Genomic DNA, 15,100 nt, shown 5'->3' on the forward strand with positions numbered 1-15,100 from the left:
CGGGCAGCGGTGCGGGACGGAACAATCCGACTGGAACCGCTCGCACCGCACCGAAAGGGACCTTGCGCATGGTCGAGCAGGACGAACGCTTCGACGTCGTCGTACTCGGCGCCGGCCCCGGCGGGTACGTCGCCGCCATCCGCGCCGCCCAGCTGGGCCGACGCGTCGCCGTCGTCGAGGAGAAGTACTGGGGCGGCGTCTGCCTGAACGTCGGCTGCATCCCCACCAAGGCCCTGCTGCGCAACGCCGAACTCGCGCACATCGTCACCCGCGAGGCGAAGACCTTCGGCATCCGGTCGGACGCGCCGATCACCTTCGACTACGGCGAGGCCTACCGCCGCAGCCGCAAGGTCGCCGACGGCCGCGTCAAGGGCGTCCACTACCTGATGAAGAAGAACAAGATCACCGAGTTCGACGGCCGCGGCACCTTCCTCGACGCGAACACCCTCCAGGTCACCGACTACGAGGGCACCACCCGCACCATCGGCTTCGACGACTGCGTCATCGCCACCGGCGCCACGCCGAAACTGCTGCCCGGCACCAAACGCAGCGCCCGCGTGGTGACGTACGAGGAGCAGATCCTCGCCGAGGACCTGCCCGGGTCGATCATCGTCGCGGGCGCCGGGGCCATCGGCATCGAGTTCGCCTACGTCCTGCACAACTACGGCGTGCAGGTCACCGTCGTCGAGTTCCTGGACCGCGTCGCGCCCACCGAGGACGCCGACGTCTCCGCCGAACTCGCCAAGCAGTACCGCCGCCTCGGCATCGACGTGCTCACCTCCACCCGCGTCGACGCCATCGACGAGTCCGGCCCGCGGGTCCGCGTCACCGTCACCGCCAAGGACGGCTCCCAGCAGGTGCTGGAGGCCGACAAGGTCCTCCAGGCCATCGGCTTCGCCCCGAACATCGAGGGCTACGGCCTGGAGAACACCGGCGTCGAGGTCACCGAGCGCGGCGCCATCGGCGTCGACGCCCGCTGCCGCACCTCCGTCCCGCACATCTACGCCATCGGCGACGTCACCGCGAAGCTGATGCTCGCGCACGCCGCCGAGGCGATGGGCGTGGTCGCCGCGGAGACCATCGCAGGCGCCGAGACCATGGAACTCGACTACGCGATGATCCCGCGTGCCACCTACTGCCAGCCGCAGATCGCCAGCTTCGGCTACACCGAGGCTCAGGCCCGCGACCTCGGCCACGACGTCGAGGTCGCGAAGTTCCCCTTCACCGCCAACGGCAAGGCCCACGGCCTCGGCGACAGCACCGGCTTCGTGAAACTCATCAGCGACGCGAAGTACGGCGAGCTGATCGGCGGCCACCTCATCGGCCCGGACGTCACCGAACTGCTGCCCGAGCTGACCCTGGCCCAGCAGTGGGACCTCACCGTCCACGAGGTGGCCCGCAACGTCCACGCCCACCCGACGCTGGGCGAGGCCGTGAAGGAGGCCGTGCACGGGCTCGCCGGACACATGATCAACTTCTGACGCCGGCCGGGTCCTCGTCGCGGGCGGACACGGTCCTCGCCCACGCCCTGCCGCATCTCACCGGGGGGCGTCGCGTATCCGGGGGACACCGAAAGGAAGCCCGCATGAGTCAGGAGAACCCGCCGCAGGGCGAGATCGGCACCGCCTGGACCGCCGAACGGCGTCGGCGCCCTGCCGGGAGCCCGGCCCCGCACGAGGACGACGACGGCTGGGCCTCCGGCGGCGCCGTCCTCGCCGGGGTGCTGCTGGGGTGCACCGGAGTTCTCGCCGCGCTCCAGGGCATCGCCGCGATCGCCCAGGACGACGTCTACGGCCGGATCGGCGCCTACCTCTACGGACTCGACCTCACCGGCTGGGGCTGGATCCATCTGATCCTGGGCGCCCTCGTCGCCGCCACCGGCTGCGGGGTGCTCATGGGCGCGGCCTGGGCCCGCCTCGCCGGCATCGTCCTCACGGCGGTCGGCCTGGTGGCGCAGTTCCTCTTCCTGCCGTACGCGCCCCTGTGGTCGCTCGTCCTGATGGTGATCGACGTGTTCGTCCTCTGGGCACTGGCGTCCCGGACGGCGGCGCCTACTCCGCGGCGTCGCTGATCCCCAGCCGCAGATGCTCCACGTGGTACACGGCCTGGTCGAGGAGCTCGGCGACATGGTGGTCGTGCAGCGCGTACACCACCGACCGGCCCCGGCGCTCGCCCACGACCAGGCCCAGATTGCGCAGCAGCCGCAGCTGGTGCGAGCACGCCGACTGCTCCATGCCGACCTCGGCGGCCAACTCGGTCGCCGGCAGTGGCCCTTCGCGCAACCGGGCGAGGATCAGCAGCCGGGAGGGGGTGGACAGGGCCTGGAGCGTGGTGGCCACCTTCGCGACGTTGTCCGCGTCGATACGGACGCGCTCGGGGGCGTTCTGCGCGGTGGTGACGGCTCCATGACCCATGGCGGACATCTTACCGACCGCATATGAACGCATGAACGAGTCTTCATGTGTTCCTGTATGGTGTGCCGCGTGTCAGCGACTCTTGCTCCCCAACCGACCCCTGCCCGCACCCCGCGGGCACCCCGCCGCCGCACCCGCGTCCTCGCCCTCCCCGAGGCCCGCTGGGCGCTCGCGGCGCTGATCGCCTTCCTCCTGGGACTCGCCCTGGACCTGGGCGGCGCGCCCGGCTGGGTCTACGGGATCCCGTATACCGTCGCCTACGTCGCCGGCGGCTGGGAGCCCGCCCTCGAAGGGCTGCGCGCCCTGCGTGAGAAGACCCTCGACGTCGACCTGCTGATGATCGTCGCCGCGCTGGGCGCGGCCGCCATCGGCCAGGTCCTCGACGGCGCCCTGCTCATCGTCATCTTCGCCACGTCCGGCGCCCTGGAGGCCCTGGCCACCGCCCGCACCGCCGACTCCGTACGCGGCCTGCTCGACCTCGCCCCCACCACCGCGACCCGGATCCGCGACGACGGCACCGAGGACACCGTCCCGACCGCCGACCTCGCCGTCGGCGACGTACTGCTGATCCGCCCCGGAGAGCGCATCGGCGCCGACGGCACGGTCCTGGACGGCGTCAGCGAGGCCGACCAGGCCACCATCACCGGCGAACCCCTCCCGGTCGTCAAGCGCCCCGGCGACGAGGTCTACGCCGGCACCCTCAACGGCACCGGCTCGCTGCGCGTCCGCGTCGAACGCGACCCCGCCGACTCCGTCATCGCCCGGATCGTCACCCTCGTAGAGGAGGCCTCCCGGACCAAGGCGCCCACCCAGCTGTTCATCGAGAAGATCGAACAGCGCTACGCGGTCGGCGTGGTCGCCGCCACGCTCGCCGTCTTCGGTATCCCGCTGCTGCTCGGCGAGGCCCTCACCGACGCCCTGCTCCGCGCGATGACCTTCATGATCGTCGCCTCGCCGTGCGCGGTCGTCCTCGCCACCATGCCGCCGCTGCTGTCCGCCATCGCCAACGCCGGCCGCCACGGCGTCCTCGTCAAGTCGGCGGTCGCGATGGAACGCCTCGGTGAGATCGACACCGCCGCCCTCGACAAGACCGGCACCCTCACCGAAGGCACCCCGGAGGTCACCGCCGTACGGCCACTGCCGGACTCCGGGCTCGACGAGGACCGGCTGCTCGCCCTCGCCGCGGCGGCCGAGAACCCCAGCGAGCATCCGCTGGCGCGGGCGATCGTGGCGGCGGCGCGGGCTCGGGAGCTGCCGGTGGCGGTGGCGGAGGACTTCCTGGCTAGGCCGGGGGAGGGGGTTGCGGCGACGGTGGACGGTCGACGGGTGACGGTCGGTCGTGTGCGAGATTTCGTACACGGCGACCGGGATTTCGTACACGGCGACCGGGATTCTGTATGCAGCAGTCGGGATGCTGTATCCGGTAGCCAGGATGCTGCATCCGGCACTACTCGGGCTGTCGTATCCGGTAGTCAGGATGGTGTATCCAGTAGTCAGGACGCCGCATCCGGTGAACACCCCCGCGGCGCCACCGTCGTAACCATCACCCGCGACGGCATCCCCCTCGGCACCCTCGCCCTCACCGACCGCCTGCGCCCCGACGCGCCGGCCACCACCGCCGCCCTCACCGCCCTCACCGGCACCGCCCCCGTCCTGCTGACCGGGGACAACGCGGACGCCGCCGCCCGCGTCGCCGAGGCCACCGGGCTCAGCGACGTCCGCGCGGAGCTGCTGCCCGAGGACAAGGTGAAGGCGGTATACGAAATCCAGCAGACCGGCCGCAAGGTGCTGTTCGTCGGCGACGGTGTCAACGACGCACCCGCCCTCGCCGCCGCCCACTCAGGCGTCGCCATGGGCCGCGCGGGCTCCGATCTCGCCCTGGAGACCGCTGACGCGGTCGTCGTCCGCGACGAGCTGGCCGCCGTCCCCGCGGTCGTCCGTCTCTCCCGCACCGCCCGTCGCCTGGTCAAGCAGAACCTGGTCATCGCCGGCACGTTCATCACCGTCCTCGTCGTCTGGGACCTGGTCGGCCACCTCCCGCTGCCGCTCGGCGTCGCCGGTCACGAGGGTTCGACCGTGCTGGTCGGCCTCAACGGACTGCGGCTGCTGCGCGAGTCCGCGTGGCGATCCGGGACGGCCCAGGACAGCCGAGGTTGATGTCGGATTCTCGCCAGCCCGCATGCGTCCGGTGCCGGATGCTGGACGCATGCAGATGGGGATGCACACCGACACCGAGCGCTGTGTCCGCGCCGTTCAGTCCAAGGACGCCCGTTTCGACGGCTGGTTCTTCACCGCCGTCCTGACCACCGGGATCTACTGCCGGCCCAGTTGCCCGGTCGTGCCGCCCAAGCCGCAGAACATGGTGTTCCACCCGAGCGCGGCCGCCTGCCAGCAGGCCGGTTTCCGGGCCTGCAAACGCTGCCGCCCGGACACCAGTCCCGGCTCCCCTGAGTGGAACCAGCGCGCCGACCTCGTCGCCCGCGCCATGCGGCTGATCGCCGACGGGGTCGTGGACCGCGACGGCGTCCCCGGCCTCGCCGCCCGGCTCGGCTACAGCACCCGGCAGATCGAACGCCAGCTGCTCGCCGAGCTGGGCGCCGGCCCGCTCGCCCTCGCCCGCGCCCAGCGCGCCCAGACGGCCCGCCTGCTCGTCGAGACGACGGAGCTGCCGATGGCGGACATCGCGTTCGCCGCCGGCTTCGCCTCCATCCGCACCTTCAACGACACCGTCCGCGAGGTCTTCGCCCTCACCCCGAGCGAACTGCGCACCCGCACCGCCGGGAAGAGCCCCGCCGGGACCGCTCCCGGAACCCCCGGGACGCCCGGAACCACCGGGACTCCCACCGGTGCCCCCGGAGCACTCTCCCTCCGCCTCCCCTTCCGCGCCCCCCTCAACCCGGACAACCTCTTCGGCCACCTGGCCGCGACCGCCGTCCCCGGCGTCGAGGAGTGGCGGGACGGCGCCTACCGCCGCACCCTGCGCCTCCCGTACGGCCACGGCATCGCCGCGCTGACCCCCAAGCCGGATCACATCGCCTGCCGTCTCACCCTCAGCGACCTGCGGGACCTGCCGGTCGCGATCAGCCGCTGCCGCCGCCTGCTCGACCTGGACGCCGACCCGGTCGCCATCGACGACCAGCTGCGCACGGACCCGGCCCTCGCCCCGCTGGTCGACAAGGCACCGGGGCGGCGCGTCCCGCGTACGGTCGACGAGGCCGAGTTCGCCGTACGGGCCGTGCTCGGCCAGCAGGTGTCCACGGCCGCCGCCCGCACCCACGCGGCCCGCCTGGTCACCGCGCACGGCGAGACCGTGGACGACCCCGAGGGCGGCCTCACCCATCTGTTCCCGTCGCCGGACGCACTCGCGGCCGTCGACCCCGAGTCGCTGGCGATGCCCCGCACCCGCCGCACCACGTTCACCACCCTCGTCGGTGAACTGGCGTCGGGAAAGCTCCACCTGGGAGTGGAGAGCGACTGGACGGAAGCCCGCGCCCGTCTCCTCGCGCTGCCCGGCTTCGGCCCGTGGACGGTCGACGTCATCGCGATGCGCGCCCTCGGCGACCCCGACGCCTTCCTCCCCACCGACCTCGGCATCCGCCGCGCCGCCGCCGAGCTGGGCCTGCCCGGCACCCCGGCGGCGCTCACCGCCCGCGCGGCGGCCTGGCGCCCCTGGCGGGCCTACGCGGTCCAGTACCTGTGGGCGACGGACAGCCACCCCATCAACTTCCTTCCGGTCTAGGGACGTTCCATGAGACAGCACACCGTCATCGACAGCCCCTACGGGCCTTTGACCCTCGTCGCCGACGACGGCGTCCTCTGCGGCGTCTACATGGAGAACCAGCGCCACCGACCACCCGAGGACACCTTCGGCGAGCCCGCAACCGGGCCGTCCAGCGGGCTCTCCACCGGACCCTTCGCCGAGGCGGAGGAGCAGCTGGAGGCCTACTTCGCGGGCGAGCGGACCGAGTTCACCCTCCCGCTGCGCCTGCACGGCACCCCGTTCCAGCGCACCGTCTGGGAACACCTGCGCACCATCCCCTACGGCGAGACCCGCACGTACGGCCAGCTCGCCGACGCCCTCGGCAACCCGAAGGCCTCCCGCGCGGTCGGCCTCGCCAACGGCAGGAACCCCGTCGGCATCATCGTCCCCTGCCACCGCGTCGTAGGCGCCGACGGCAGCCTCACCGGCTACGGCGGCGGCCTGGACCGCAAACGCCGCCTGCTGGACTTCGAACGCGGAACGGCGCTCTTCTGACGGCACCGGCGTCCGCTCCACCGCACCGGCGGCGGTGCGTCAACCGTCCAGCACCGCCCAGCGCACCGCCGCCACACCACCCACCACCAACGCCGGCGTCAACCACGCCCATCCCGCGACCCGCCGCACCCACGGAAGCAGCCACAGCGCCGCCGCCGCGGCGGCGGCCGACACGCTGAGCAGGCACGACAGCACGATCGCGGCGTACGCGCCGTCGTCCCAGGGGCCGTTCGGCCGCACGGTCAGCGCGCACCAGCAGAAGAACCCGGCGATCAGGGTGAGCAGGACCAGCGGAACGGCAAGGACCATGCGGAGCCCGCCGCGGTCGTCGTCCGGGAGGTGAGGGAGATCGGTCACGGCTGGGGTTCCCGCTCCTCACCGGCGAGTCCGCGCAGCAGCTCCGGCAGGGCGGTGCCGATGGGTTCGCGGATCACCTCGTCGGCCAGCTCGTCGTACGGCGTCGGTTCGGCGTTGACGATGATCAGGCGGGCGCCGTGGTCCGCGGCGATGCCGGCCAGGCCCGCGGCGGGCTGCACCTGGAGGCTGCTGCCGACGGCGATGAACACCTGGCAGGCCTTGGTGATGGCGACCGCGTCGGCGAGGACCACCGGGTCGAGCCGTTCGCCGAACATCACCGTCGCCGACTTGAGGATGCCGCCGCATTCCAGGCAGGGCGGGTCCGCCTCACCGGCGTCCAGCCGGACCAGCGCGTCCGTCATGGCACCGCGGGCATGACACTTCGTACAGACGTAACTCCGCGCGGTGCCGTGCAGTTCGAGCACCTTGCGGTCGGGCATCCCGGCGAGCTGGTGCAGCCCGTCCACGTTCTGGGTGATCACCCGCACCGGCACCCCGGACCGTTCCAGCTCGGCCACCGCGCGGTGCGCGGCGTTCGGCTCGGGCCGCAGCGCCTCGTTGCGGCGCCGCATCTGCCAGGAGCGGCGGCGGATCTCCGGGTCGCCCATGTAGTACTCGTACGTCACCAGCTTCTCGGCCTCCGGGTCCTGCCGCCACAGCCCGTTGGGGCCGCGGTAGTCGGGAATGCCGGAGTCGGTGGAGATGCCGGCGCCGGTCAGGAGGGCGACGAGGGGCTTGCTCATGCTGTGAGCGTAGGGCGGCCGGAGCGTGGTCGCGAACGGATATCCGAGCGCGGGGCGGGGGTGTTAAGGTCCGCGCATGGCCCAGGTCACCGTCTCGCTCGACGCCGAACTCGTCGTGGAAGCAATGGTGCTCGCCGGTGTCGGCAGCCCCAGGATGTCGTGGAGCTGGTCCTGCGCGACTACATCGAGCGCGGGCACCGCACCGAGGCCAGGACCGTCACCCGCGACGAGGCGTTGCGCGAGGTCGACATCAAGCCCCGCGAAGAGGGCTGAGAGCACCGAACGGCACCCCATTCCGGCGCCGCCGGGCTCACTCCACGCGCCGGCCGTTCTCCAGCTCCGCCGTGCCCGAGCCGTCCGCCAGCACGTCCAGGGCGGCCAGCACCCGGCGGCCCAGGGCGTCCGGCAGGTGGTCGGTGAGCTCCTCGCGCGGGACGAGCCGCCAGGACAGCAGCTCCTCCTCCTGGAGCCGGATCGCCTTGAGGTCGTCCTCGCCGAGCACCCCGCCGTCGTACAGGTACGCCACCAGCGGCGGCCGGGCCGTGCCGTGCACCCAGTCCACCGCGAGCAGCCGGCCGAGCGGGCGGTCCAGGCCGATCTCCTCGGCGGTCTCCCGGCGGGCGCCCTGGCGCGGGGTCTCGCCGTCGTCGGACTCGACGGTGCCGCCGGGCAGCGCCCAGCCCTCCCGGTAGTTGGGCTCGACGAGCAGCACCCGCCCCTCGGAGTCCCGGAAGAGCGCGGCGGCCCCGGCGAGCACGCGGGGCAGACCGGCGATGTAGGCGGCGAAGTCATCGGAGTTCGTCATCCTGGAAGGGTAACCAGGGTGACCGGCTGCTAGGCCCTGTCGTTTGGATCATCCCGGCGTCGCGGGGTCTGGCACGCACATCTGCCGCGTTGTCGTCAGTCGCCGACGCGCCGCGTCGACTCTCTCCTCCGCCTTGCAGCTGCACGCACCAGACCCCGCTCGACTCGGCCAGGACGCACCGTCCCTCACAGCCGGGCTGATCCAAACGACAGAGCCTAGGCGGCCCGGACAGGCGCCGCGCACCACTGCGCCGGGCCGACTGCTCCACCACCCCCGCGCGGCGTCAGTGCGGGGCCTCGGCCAACCGCACCGTCCGCTCCGCCAGTTCGCTGACGCGCACCCCGTCGAAGCCGAAGACCGCGCTGCGCACCGTGTCCCGCAGCGGCTCGGTCCACTGCGGCGGCACGGCCCGGGCGCCGTTGAGCACCCCGGCCACCGAGCCCGCGGTGGCCCCGTTGGAGTCGGTGTCGAGGCCGCCGCGGACGGTGAGGGCGATGGTGCGGGTGAAGTCGCCGTCGCCGTACAGCAGGCCCGCGGTGAGCACGGCGGCGTTCGGCACGACATGGATCCAGTGCAGCCGGGCGGTCTCCTCCGACACCGTCGCCAGGGTGCCCTCCCAGGTCATCCCGGCGTCGTGGAGCGAGATCACCCGGCGGACCGCGCGGGCCAGGCGGCTGCTCGCCGGGACGACGGACAGCGCCGTGTCGAGGGCGTGCCGGACGGTGGGCGCGGTGAACGCGCCGGAGACCAGCGCCGCCGCCCACATCGCGCCGTACACGCCGTTGCCGCTGTGGGAGAGCACCGCGTCCCGGCGGGCCAGCGAGGCGGCCCGGACGGGATCGCCGGGGCACGTCCAGCCGTGGATGTCGGCACGGATCAGGGCGCCGATCCACTCCTGGTAGGGGTTGTCGTACGTCGCGGTCAGCGGCGGTCGCAGCCCGTTCGCGAGATTGCGGTACGCCGCGCGTTCCGCCGTGAACGTCTGCAGATACGGCAGCCGCAGCAGCCACAGGTCGCCGACCTGCTCGGTGCTGAAGCCGAAGCCGTGGGCCTCCAGCAGGTGCAGGCCGAGGATCGCGTAGTCGACGTCGTCGTCGCGGCAGCTGCCGTGGACGCGGCCGCGCACGCACTGCCGCCACTCCGGCCGCAGTTCGGGGAGGCCGTCCCGGTCGGCGGGCGGCTCCGGGAGGTAGTCGGTCAGCGGCAGGGCGTCGGTCAGGCGCAGATAGCGGTCGATGCGCTCACGCGTCCACACCTCGCCCTGCTCGACCGGTTTGCCGAGCATGTTGCCCGCGATCCGGCCCAGCCAGCCGCCGAGGACGCGGTCGGCGAGGTCCGGCCCGGCGGCGGTCGCGGAGGCCGGCGCTTCGGTGCCCACAGGGGTCATGGGTACCGGGTTACCCGTTTCCGCTTTCGTGCACCGGCCCCGCGCGGGGCGTTCCACGGTGCGGGCAGGGGCATGACGGCGGAGGCGTCCTGAGGTTAAGGTCGCAGCGGCGCGACTGCCTTGACGTGGGCAAGGCTCGGAGAGCAAGGGGAAAAGCAAGGTGGCTGACGCTGCACTGGACGGCGCCCGCAGGGTGCTCATCGCCGCGGACAAGTTCAAGGGTTCGCTCACGGCCGTGGAGGTCGCCGAGCGGGTGACCGCGGGACTGCGCCGTATCGTCCCGGACGTCCGGGTCGAGGCGCTGCCCGTGGCCGACGGCGGCGACGGCACCGTGGCCGCGGCGGTCGCCGCCGGGTTCGAACGCCGGGAGGTCCGGGTCGCGGGCCCGCTCGGCGACGAGGTGACGGCCGCGTACGCCCTGCGCGGCGACACCGCGGTCGTGGAGATGGCCGAGGCCAGCGGACTGCAGCGGCTGCCCGCCGGCGTCTTCGCGCCGCTCACCGCCTGCACCCGCGGCTCCGGCGAGCTGCTGCGGGCCGCGCTGGACGCCGGGGCCCGCACGATCGTGTTCGGCGTCGGCGGGAGCGCGACCACGGACGGCGGCGCGGGCATGCTGGCGGCGCTCGGCGCGCGCTTCCTGGACGCCGACGGTGAGCCGGTGGCGCCGGGCGGCGGGGGACTGGCCGGGCTCGCCACGGCCGATCTGTCCGGGCTTGACCCGCGGCTCGCGGAGGTCGAGCTGGTGCTCGCCAGCGACGTCGACAACCCGCTGACCGGGCCGAAGGGCGCCCCCGCGGTGTACGGCCCGCAGAAGGGTGCCTCCCCGGACGACGTGGCGGCACTGGACGCGGCGCTCGCGCACTTCGCGGAGGTGCTGGCACGGACGCCCGGTGTCGGCCCGCGGGCCGCCGAGTACGCCGCCTCGCCGGGCGCGGGCGCGGCCGGGGGCATCGGCTACGGCGTGCTGCTCGTCGGCGCCCGGTTCCGGCCCGGCATCGAGGTCATGCTGGACGTGCTCGGCTTCGCCCCGGCGCTGGAGCGGGCCGACCTGGTGATCACCGGTGAGGGCTCGCTCGACGAGCAGACCCTGCACGGCAAGGCGCCGGCGGGTGTCGCCGCCGCCGCGCGGATGGCGGGCAAGGAGGTCGTCGCGGTGTGCGGACGTCTCGCGCTGCCGCCCGAGACGCTGGGCACCGCCGGCATCCGCCGCGCCTACCCGCTGACGGACGAGGAGCCGGACGTCGCGAAGTGCATCGTCGACGCCGGCCCGATCCTGGAGCGGGTGGCGGAGCACATCGCCCGCGACTTCCTGAGCTGACCCGCCCTCCTCGGCGCCGGTCGGGAATCCCAGCCCGTCCGGCGCTTGAGGACGAGGCCCGTCCGGAGCCGAAGCGGGGGCCCGGGGTCGGCGACCCCCGGTCCGGCACCCGCATACACGCCGGGGACGGCCACGGCGCCGGGTTTGGGAAGATCCAGTCCGTCCGGCGCTTGAGGACGAGGCCCGTCCGGGGCCGAAGCGGGGGCCCGGGGTCGGCGACCCCCGGTCCGGCACCCGCATACACGCCGGGGACGGCCACGGCGCCGGGTTTGGGAAGATCCAGTCCGTCCGGCGCTTGAGGACGAGGCCCGTCCGGGGCCGAACGGGGGTCTGGGGGCGGAGCCCCCGGCGAGGCCCGCACCGATGCCGGGTACGGCACGACAAAGGGCCCCGAACCAGAACCTGGTCCGGGGCCCACTCAGCGGAGCGCTACGGCAGCTGCGCCGCCCGCGCCTCCCGCCGGTTGTCGCGGATGTTGTTCACCCGGCGGGCCGTGGCGAACAGCGGGATCACCGCGCCGAGGACCAGCTGCAGCGCGCAGCCGGCCTGGAGCAGCAGCTGGCCGCCGGGGGCGTCGAAGGCCCAGGCGGCGAGCAGACCCATCGCGGAGACGATCCAGGCCAGCATCGCCACCGCCAGCGGGCCGCGCGGCTTCGGGTACTCGACCCGGCTGACCATCAGCCACGCCGTGCCGAGGACCGCCAGCAGCGTCGCCTCGAAGGGCAGCTCCAGCAGCACGATGGAGACCACCGTGAGCGCGCCGAAGGGGCTCGGCATGCCCTGGAACATGCCGTCCTTCATCGTCACGCAGGAGAATCTCGCGAGCCTGAGCACCACCGCCAGCAGCACGACGATCGCGCCGACCGCCGCCACCCGCTGGTGCGCGTCGTTCGCGACCATGCCGTAGACCAGGACGAAGTACGCCGGGGCCAGGCCGAAGCTGATCAGGTCGGAGAGGTTGTCCAGCTCCGCGCCCATCGGCGACGACCGCAGCTTGCGCGCCACCAGGCCGTCGAACAGGTCGAAGACCGCCGCGCACAGCATCAGGATGACCGCCGTGGCCGCGCTGTGGCGGGCCATGCCGGTCTCCTCGCTGCCGGTGAGGTGCGGGATCAGGATGCCGGTGGTGGTGAAGTACACCGCCATGAAGCCGCAGGTGGCGTTGCCGAGGGTGAGCGTGTCCGCTATCGACAGGCGGAGCGAGAGCGGCATCTCCTCCTCGTCGTCCTCGACCGCCTCCGGGACCCAGCCCGGCTGCGCCTCCGGATCAGTCACGGTCAATGCGAGTCACCCCAGCCACTGTCTTCTGGCCGACCTCCACCGCGACCTCGACGCCCTCGGGCAGGTACAGGTCGACGCGGGAGCCGAAGCGGATCAGGCCGATCCGCTCGCCCTGCTCGACCTTGGTGCCCTGCGGGATGTAGGGGACGATACGGCGGGCCACCGCGCCGGCGATCTGGATCATCTCGATGTCGCCCAGCTCGGTGTCGAAGTGCCACACGACCCGCTCGTTGTTCTCGCTCTCCTTGTTGAAAGCGGGAACGAAGCCACCGGGGACGTGCTCCACGGACGTCACCGTGCCGGCCAGCGGCGCGCGGTTGACGTGGACGTTGAGCGGGCTCATGAAGATCGCGACGCGGGTGCGCCCGTCCTTCCACGGCATGATGCTCTGCACCACACCGTCGGCGGGCGAGATGACCCGGCCCTGGGTGATCTCGCGCTCGGGGTCGCGGAAGAACCACAGCATCCCCGCCGCGAGCGCGGTGGCGGGAACGGCGACGGCCTTGGCCACGCCGGAGCGGCGGGCCTTGGCCAGGCTGAGTGCTGCGGTGGCGACGGTCGGGAGAAGCCACGGCGATGCTCCGCGCGCGAGGCGTACGCCGGCCCGGCTGTCGCGAGGTGCAGAGGTTTGGCTGTGGGGCATGGATGACCTTCGTAGCGGATGATGCCGCGCTTCTGACGGGGGACGGCGGCTTTCCGGCGATCGTAGCGGCTAACCGCCACAACTGGGTAAGTCAGGAAGCCGAGTCGGCGGCCGAAGAGTGCCTACGGGGTGTGATCTTCTTCTCGAAGAAAACACCCCGTCTCCGGACAATCAGCCCTGGAACCGATACTCTTCGAGCAGCCTGCGTCCGATGATCATTTTCTGGATCTCGGCGGTACCTTCACCGATGAGCAGCATCGGTGCCTCGCGGTAGAGGCGCTCGATCTCGTACTCCTTGGAGAAGCCGTAGCCGCCGTGGATCCGGAAGGCATCTTCCACGACCTCCTTGCAGTACTCGGAGGCGAGGTACTTCGCCATGCCTGCTTCGAGGTCGTTTCGCTCCCCGGAGTCCTTTTTGCGCGCTGCGTTCACCATCATGGCATGAGCGGCCTCCACCTTGGTAGCCATCTCCGCCAGCTTGAACTGGATGGCCTGGTGCTGGGCGATCGGCTTGCCGAAAGTGTGACGCTGCTGGGCGTACCGGACACCGAGTTCGAACGCACGCTGCGCGACGCCGCAACCACGGGCCGCGACATTGACGCGGCCGACCTCGACGCCGTCCATCATCTGGTAAAAACCTCGTCCGGTGACCCCGCCGAGCACCCGGTCGGCGGGAATCCGCAGGCCGTCCATGATGAGCTCGGTGGTGTCGACCCCCTTGTAGCCCATCTTGTCGATCTTGCCCGGGATGGTGAGGCCGGGGCGGACCTCGCCGAAGCCGGGCTCCTTCTCGACCAGGAAGGTGGTCATGGACTTGTGCGGCGCGGTGCCCTCGGGGTGTCCTTCGTCACTTCGCACCAGCACGGCCACCAGGGACGACGTGCCGCCGTTCGTCAGCCACATCTTCTGGCCGTTGAGGACGTACTCGTCGCCGTCCTTGACCGCCTTGGACGTGATGGCCGACACATCGGAGCCCAGGGCGGGCTCGGACATCGAGAAGGCGCCGCGGATGTCGCCGGCCGCCATCCTCGGCAGGAAGTGGTCCTTCTGCTCCTGCGTGCCGTGCTGCTTGAGCATGTACGCCACGATGAAGTGCGTGTTGATGATGCCGGAGACCGACATCCAGCCGCGGGCGATCTCCTCGACGCAGAGGGCGTACGTCAGGAGGGACTCGCCCAGACCGCCGTACTCCTCGGGGATCATCAGGCCGAAGAGGCCCAGTTCCTTCAGGCCGTCCACGATCTGCTGCGGGTACTCGTCGCGGTGCTCCAGCTCGGTCGCGACCGGGATGATCTCCTTGTCCACGAAGTCGCGGACGGTGGCGAGGATCTCCTGCTGGACGTCGGTCAGACCGGCGGTCTGGGCGAGACGGGCCATCTCTACTTCTCCTGCTGCTTCAGCTCCGGGCGGCCCGGCTGCTCGCCGCCGCGCTCCTTGATGTACGTCTCGGTGGGCACCATCACCTTGCGGCGGAAGACGCAGACCAGGGTGCCGTCCTGCTTGTAGCCCTTGGTCTCGACGTAGACGATGCCACGGTCGTTCTTCGACTTCGACGGCCACTTGTCGAGCACGGTCGTCTCGCCGTAGATCGTGTCGCCGTGGAAGGTCGGCGCCACGTGCTTGAGCGACTCGATCTCCAGGTTGGCGATCGCCTTGCCGGAGATGTCCGGCACGCTCATGCCGAGCAGCAGCGAGTAGATGTAGTTCCCGACGACGACGTTCTTGCCGAAGTCCGTCGTCTTCTCCGCATAGTTCGTGTCCATGTGGAGCGGGTGGTGGTTCATGGTGAGGAGACAGAACAGGTGGTCGTCGTACTCGGTGACCGTCTTGCCCGGCCAGTGCTTGTACGTCGCCCCGACCTCGAACTCCTCGTAGGTGCGTCCGAACTGCATCGCCG

The 15,100-nt window shown here is 71.9% G+C and carries 15 protein-coding genes and 1 pseudogene; 7 read left to right on the forward strand and 9 right to left on the reverse strand.

Annotation, left to right across the window (positions count from 1 at the left end):
• The first annotated feature begins 68 nt into the window (after positions 1-68).
• Together lpdA and AMK31_RS23235 are read left to right on the forward strand one after the other, a co-directional pair.
• Positions 69-1,481 (forward strand): dihydrolipoyl dehydrogenase, encoded by a 1,413-nt coding sequence (gene lpdA / locus AMK31_RS23230; protein WP_073942553.1) that lies wholly within the window; start codon positions 69-71, stop codon positions 1,479-1,481.
• Positions 1,482-1,585: 104 nt separating this feature from the next.
• Entirely contained in the window at positions 1,586-2,071 is a 486-nt protein-coding gene (locus AMK31_RS23235; RefSeq protein WP_198948555.1) for a DUF7144 family membrane protein, read from the forward strand.
• Here AMK31_RS23235 and AMK31_RS23240 read toward each other — a convergent pair.
• A complete protein-coding gene (locus AMK31_RS23240) occupies positions 2,052-2,414 on the reverse strand; it encodes an ArsR/SmtB family transcription factor (RefSeq protein WP_073942737.1) in 363 nt (120 codons plus the stop codon). The two genes, AMK31_RS23235 and AMK31_RS23240, sit on opposite strands and share 20 nt — an antisense overlap.
• 57 nt (positions 2,415-2,471) lie before the next feature.
• On the opposite strand from AMK31_RS23240, the gene AMK31_RS23245 reads away from it, so the two are divergent.
• From AMK31_RS23245 to AMK31_RS23255, 3 genes are read left to right on the forward strand one after another with little or no spacing between them, the layout of a single operon-like run.
• Positions 2,472-4,571: a heavy metal translocating P-type ATPase gene (locus AMK31_RS23245; RefSeq protein WP_198948561.1), complete on the forward strand. Its 2,100-nt coding sequence runs from the start codon at positions 2,472-2,474 to the stop codon at positions 4,569-4,571.
• A gap of 49 nt (positions 4,572-4,620) precedes the next feature.
• Positions 4,621-6,153, forward strand: a complete 1,533-nt coding sequence (locus tag AMK31_RS23250) for a DNA-3-methyladenine glycosylase 2 family protein (RefSeq protein ID WP_274535972.1) — start codon at positions 4,621-4,623, stop codon at positions 6,151-6,153.
• Positions 6,154-6,162: 9 nt separating this feature from the next.
• Complete coding sequence (locus AMK31_RS23255; protein WP_073942554.1) at positions 6,163-6,669, forward strand: methylated-DNA--[protein]-cysteine S-methyltransferase; 507 nt, start codon at positions 6,163-6,165, stop codon at positions 6,667-6,669.
• A gap of 39 nt (positions 6,670-6,708) precedes the next feature.
• Here the strand turns inward: AMK31_RS23255 and AMK31_RS23260 are convergent, their stop codons facing one another.
• Together AMK31_RS23260 and AMK31_RS23265 are read right to left on the reverse strand one after the other, a co-directional pair.
• Positions 6,709-7,026: a hypothetical protein gene (locus tag AMK31_RS23260; protein WP_241842705.1), complete on the reverse strand. Its 318-nt coding sequence runs from the start codon at positions 7,024-7,026 to the stop codon at positions 6,709-6,711.
• Positions 7,023-7,769: an SIR2 family NAD-dependent protein deacylase gene (locus AMK31_RS23265; protein ID WP_073942555.1), complete on the reverse strand. Its 747-nt coding sequence runs from the start codon at positions 7,767-7,769 to the stop codon at positions 7,023-7,025. Before AMK31_RS23265 ends, AMK31_RS23260 begins: the two co-directional genes overlap by 4 nt.
• 76 nt (positions 7,770-7,845) lie before the next feature.
• Here AMK31_RS23265 and AMK31_RS23270 point away from each other — a divergent pair.
• Positions 7,846-8,042, forward strand: a pseudogene (locus AMK31_RS23270) (type II toxin-antitoxin system VapB family antitoxin).
• A 37-nt stretch (positions 8,043-8,079) separates the two neighbouring features.
• Here the strand turns inward: AMK31_RS23270 and AMK31_RS23275 are convergent.
• Positions 8,080-8,574, reverse strand: a complete 495-nt coding sequence (locus tag AMK31_RS23275) for an NUDIX domain-containing protein (protein WP_073942556.1) — start codon at positions 8,572-8,574, stop codon at positions 8,080-8,082.
• Positions 8,575-8,857: 283 nt separating this feature from the next.
• Entirely contained in the window at positions 8,858-9,961 is a 1,104-nt protein-coding gene (locus tag AMK31_RS23285; RefSeq protein WP_073942558.1) for an ADP-ribosylglycohydrolase family protein, read from the reverse strand.
• A gap of 175 nt (positions 9,962-10,136) precedes the next feature.
• Here AMK31_RS23285 and AMK31_RS23290 point away from each other — a divergent pair, with 175 nt between their 5' ends.
• Entirely contained in the window at positions 10,137-11,279 is a 1,143-nt protein-coding gene (locus AMK31_RS23290) for a glycerate kinase (RefSeq protein ID WP_073942741.1), read from the forward strand.
• 429 nt (positions 11,280-11,708) lie between these two features.
• Here AMK31_RS23290 and pssA read toward each other — a convergent pair whose 3' ends face one another.
• The 4 genes from pssA to AMK31_RS23310 form a co-directional block, all read right to left on the reverse strand.
• The gene (gene pssA / locus AMK31_RS23295; RefSeq protein ID WP_073942559.1) at positions 11,709-12,560 is read right to left on the reverse strand and encodes a CDP-diacylglycerol--serine O-phosphatidyltransferase; all 852 of its coding nucleotides are present in this window, start codon (positions 12,558-12,560) and stop codon (positions 11,709-11,711) included.
• Positions 12,547-13,203, reverse strand: coding sequence for a phosphatidylserine decarboxylase (locus tag AMK31_RS23300; RefSeq protein ID WP_073942560.1), 657 nt, complete (start codon positions 13,201-13,203; stop codon positions 12,547-12,549). The genes pssA and AMK31_RS23300 overlap by 14 nt, the downstream gene beginning before the upstream one ends.
• 171 nt (positions 13,204-13,374) lie before the next feature.
• Positions 13,375-14,580, reverse strand: coding sequence for an acyl-CoA dehydrogenase family protein (locus tag AMK31_RS23305; protein WP_073942561.1), 1,206 nt, complete (start codon positions 14,578-14,580; stop codon positions 13,375-13,377).
• A 2-nt stretch (positions 14,581-14,582) separates the two neighbouring features.
• Entirely contained in the window at positions 14,583-15,095 is a 513-nt protein-coding gene (locus AMK31_RS23310) for a MaoC family dehydratase (protein WP_019757884.1), read from the reverse strand.
• Between the last annotated feature and the right edge of the window lie 5 nt (positions 15,096-15,100).

Origin of the sequence: Streptomyces sp. TSRI0107 (assembly GCF_001905845.1) — a bacterium.
GTDB lineage: Bacteria > Actinomycetota > Actinomycetes > Streptomycetales > Streptomycetaceae > Streptomyces.

Excerpts from the sequence above, each read along its gene's own strand:
- lpdA (WP_073942553.1), top strand. The coding sequence starts at position 69 with ATGGTCGAGCAGGACGAACGCTTCGACGTCGTCGTACTCGGCGCCGGC.
- AMK31_RS23235 (WP_198948555.1), top strand. The coding sequence starts at position 1,586 with ATGAGTCAGGAGAACCCGCCGCAGGGCGAGATCGGCACCGCCTGGACC.
- AMK31_RS23240 (WP_073942737.1), bottom strand. The coding sequence starts at position 2,414 with ATGGGTCATGGAGCCGTCACCACCGCGCAGAACGCCCCCGAGCGCGTC.
- AMK31_RS23245 (WP_198948561.1), top strand. The coding sequence starts at position 2,472 with ATGGTGTGCCGCGTGTCAGCGACTCTTGCTCCCCAACCGACCCCTGCC.
- AMK31_RS23250 (WP_274535972.1), top strand. The coding sequence starts at position 4,621 with ATGCAGATGGGGATGCACACCGACACCGAGCGCTGTGTCCGCGCCGTT.
- AMK31_RS23255 (WP_073942554.1), top strand. The coding sequence starts at position 6,163 with ATGAGACAGCACACCGTCATCGACAGCCCCTACGGGCCTTTGACCCTC.
- AMK31_RS23265 (WP_073942555.1), bottom strand. The coding sequence starts at position 7,769 with ATGAGCAAGCCCCTCGTCGCCCTCCTGACCGGCGCCGGCATCTCCACC.
- AMK31_RS23275 (WP_073942556.1), bottom strand. The coding sequence starts at position 8,574 with ATGACGAACTCCGATGACTTCGCCGCCTACATCGCCGGTCTGCCCCGC.
- AMK31_RS23285 (WP_073942558.1), bottom strand. The coding sequence starts at position 9,961 with ATGACCCCTGTGGGCACCGAAGCGCCGGCCTCCGCGACCGCCGCCGGG.
- AMK31_RS23300 (WP_073942560.1), bottom strand. The coding sequence starts at position 13,203 with ATGCCCCACAGCCAAACCTCTGCACCTCGCGACAGCCGGGCCGGCGTA.
- AMK31_RS23305 (WP_073942561.1), bottom strand. The coding sequence starts at position 14,580 with ATGGCCCGTCTCGCCCAGACCGCCGGTCTGACCGACGTCCAGCAGGAG.
- AMK31_RS23310 (WP_019757884.1), bottom strand. The coding sequence starts at position 15,095 with ATGCAGTTCGGACGCACCTACGAGGAGTTCGAGGTCGGGGCGACGTAC.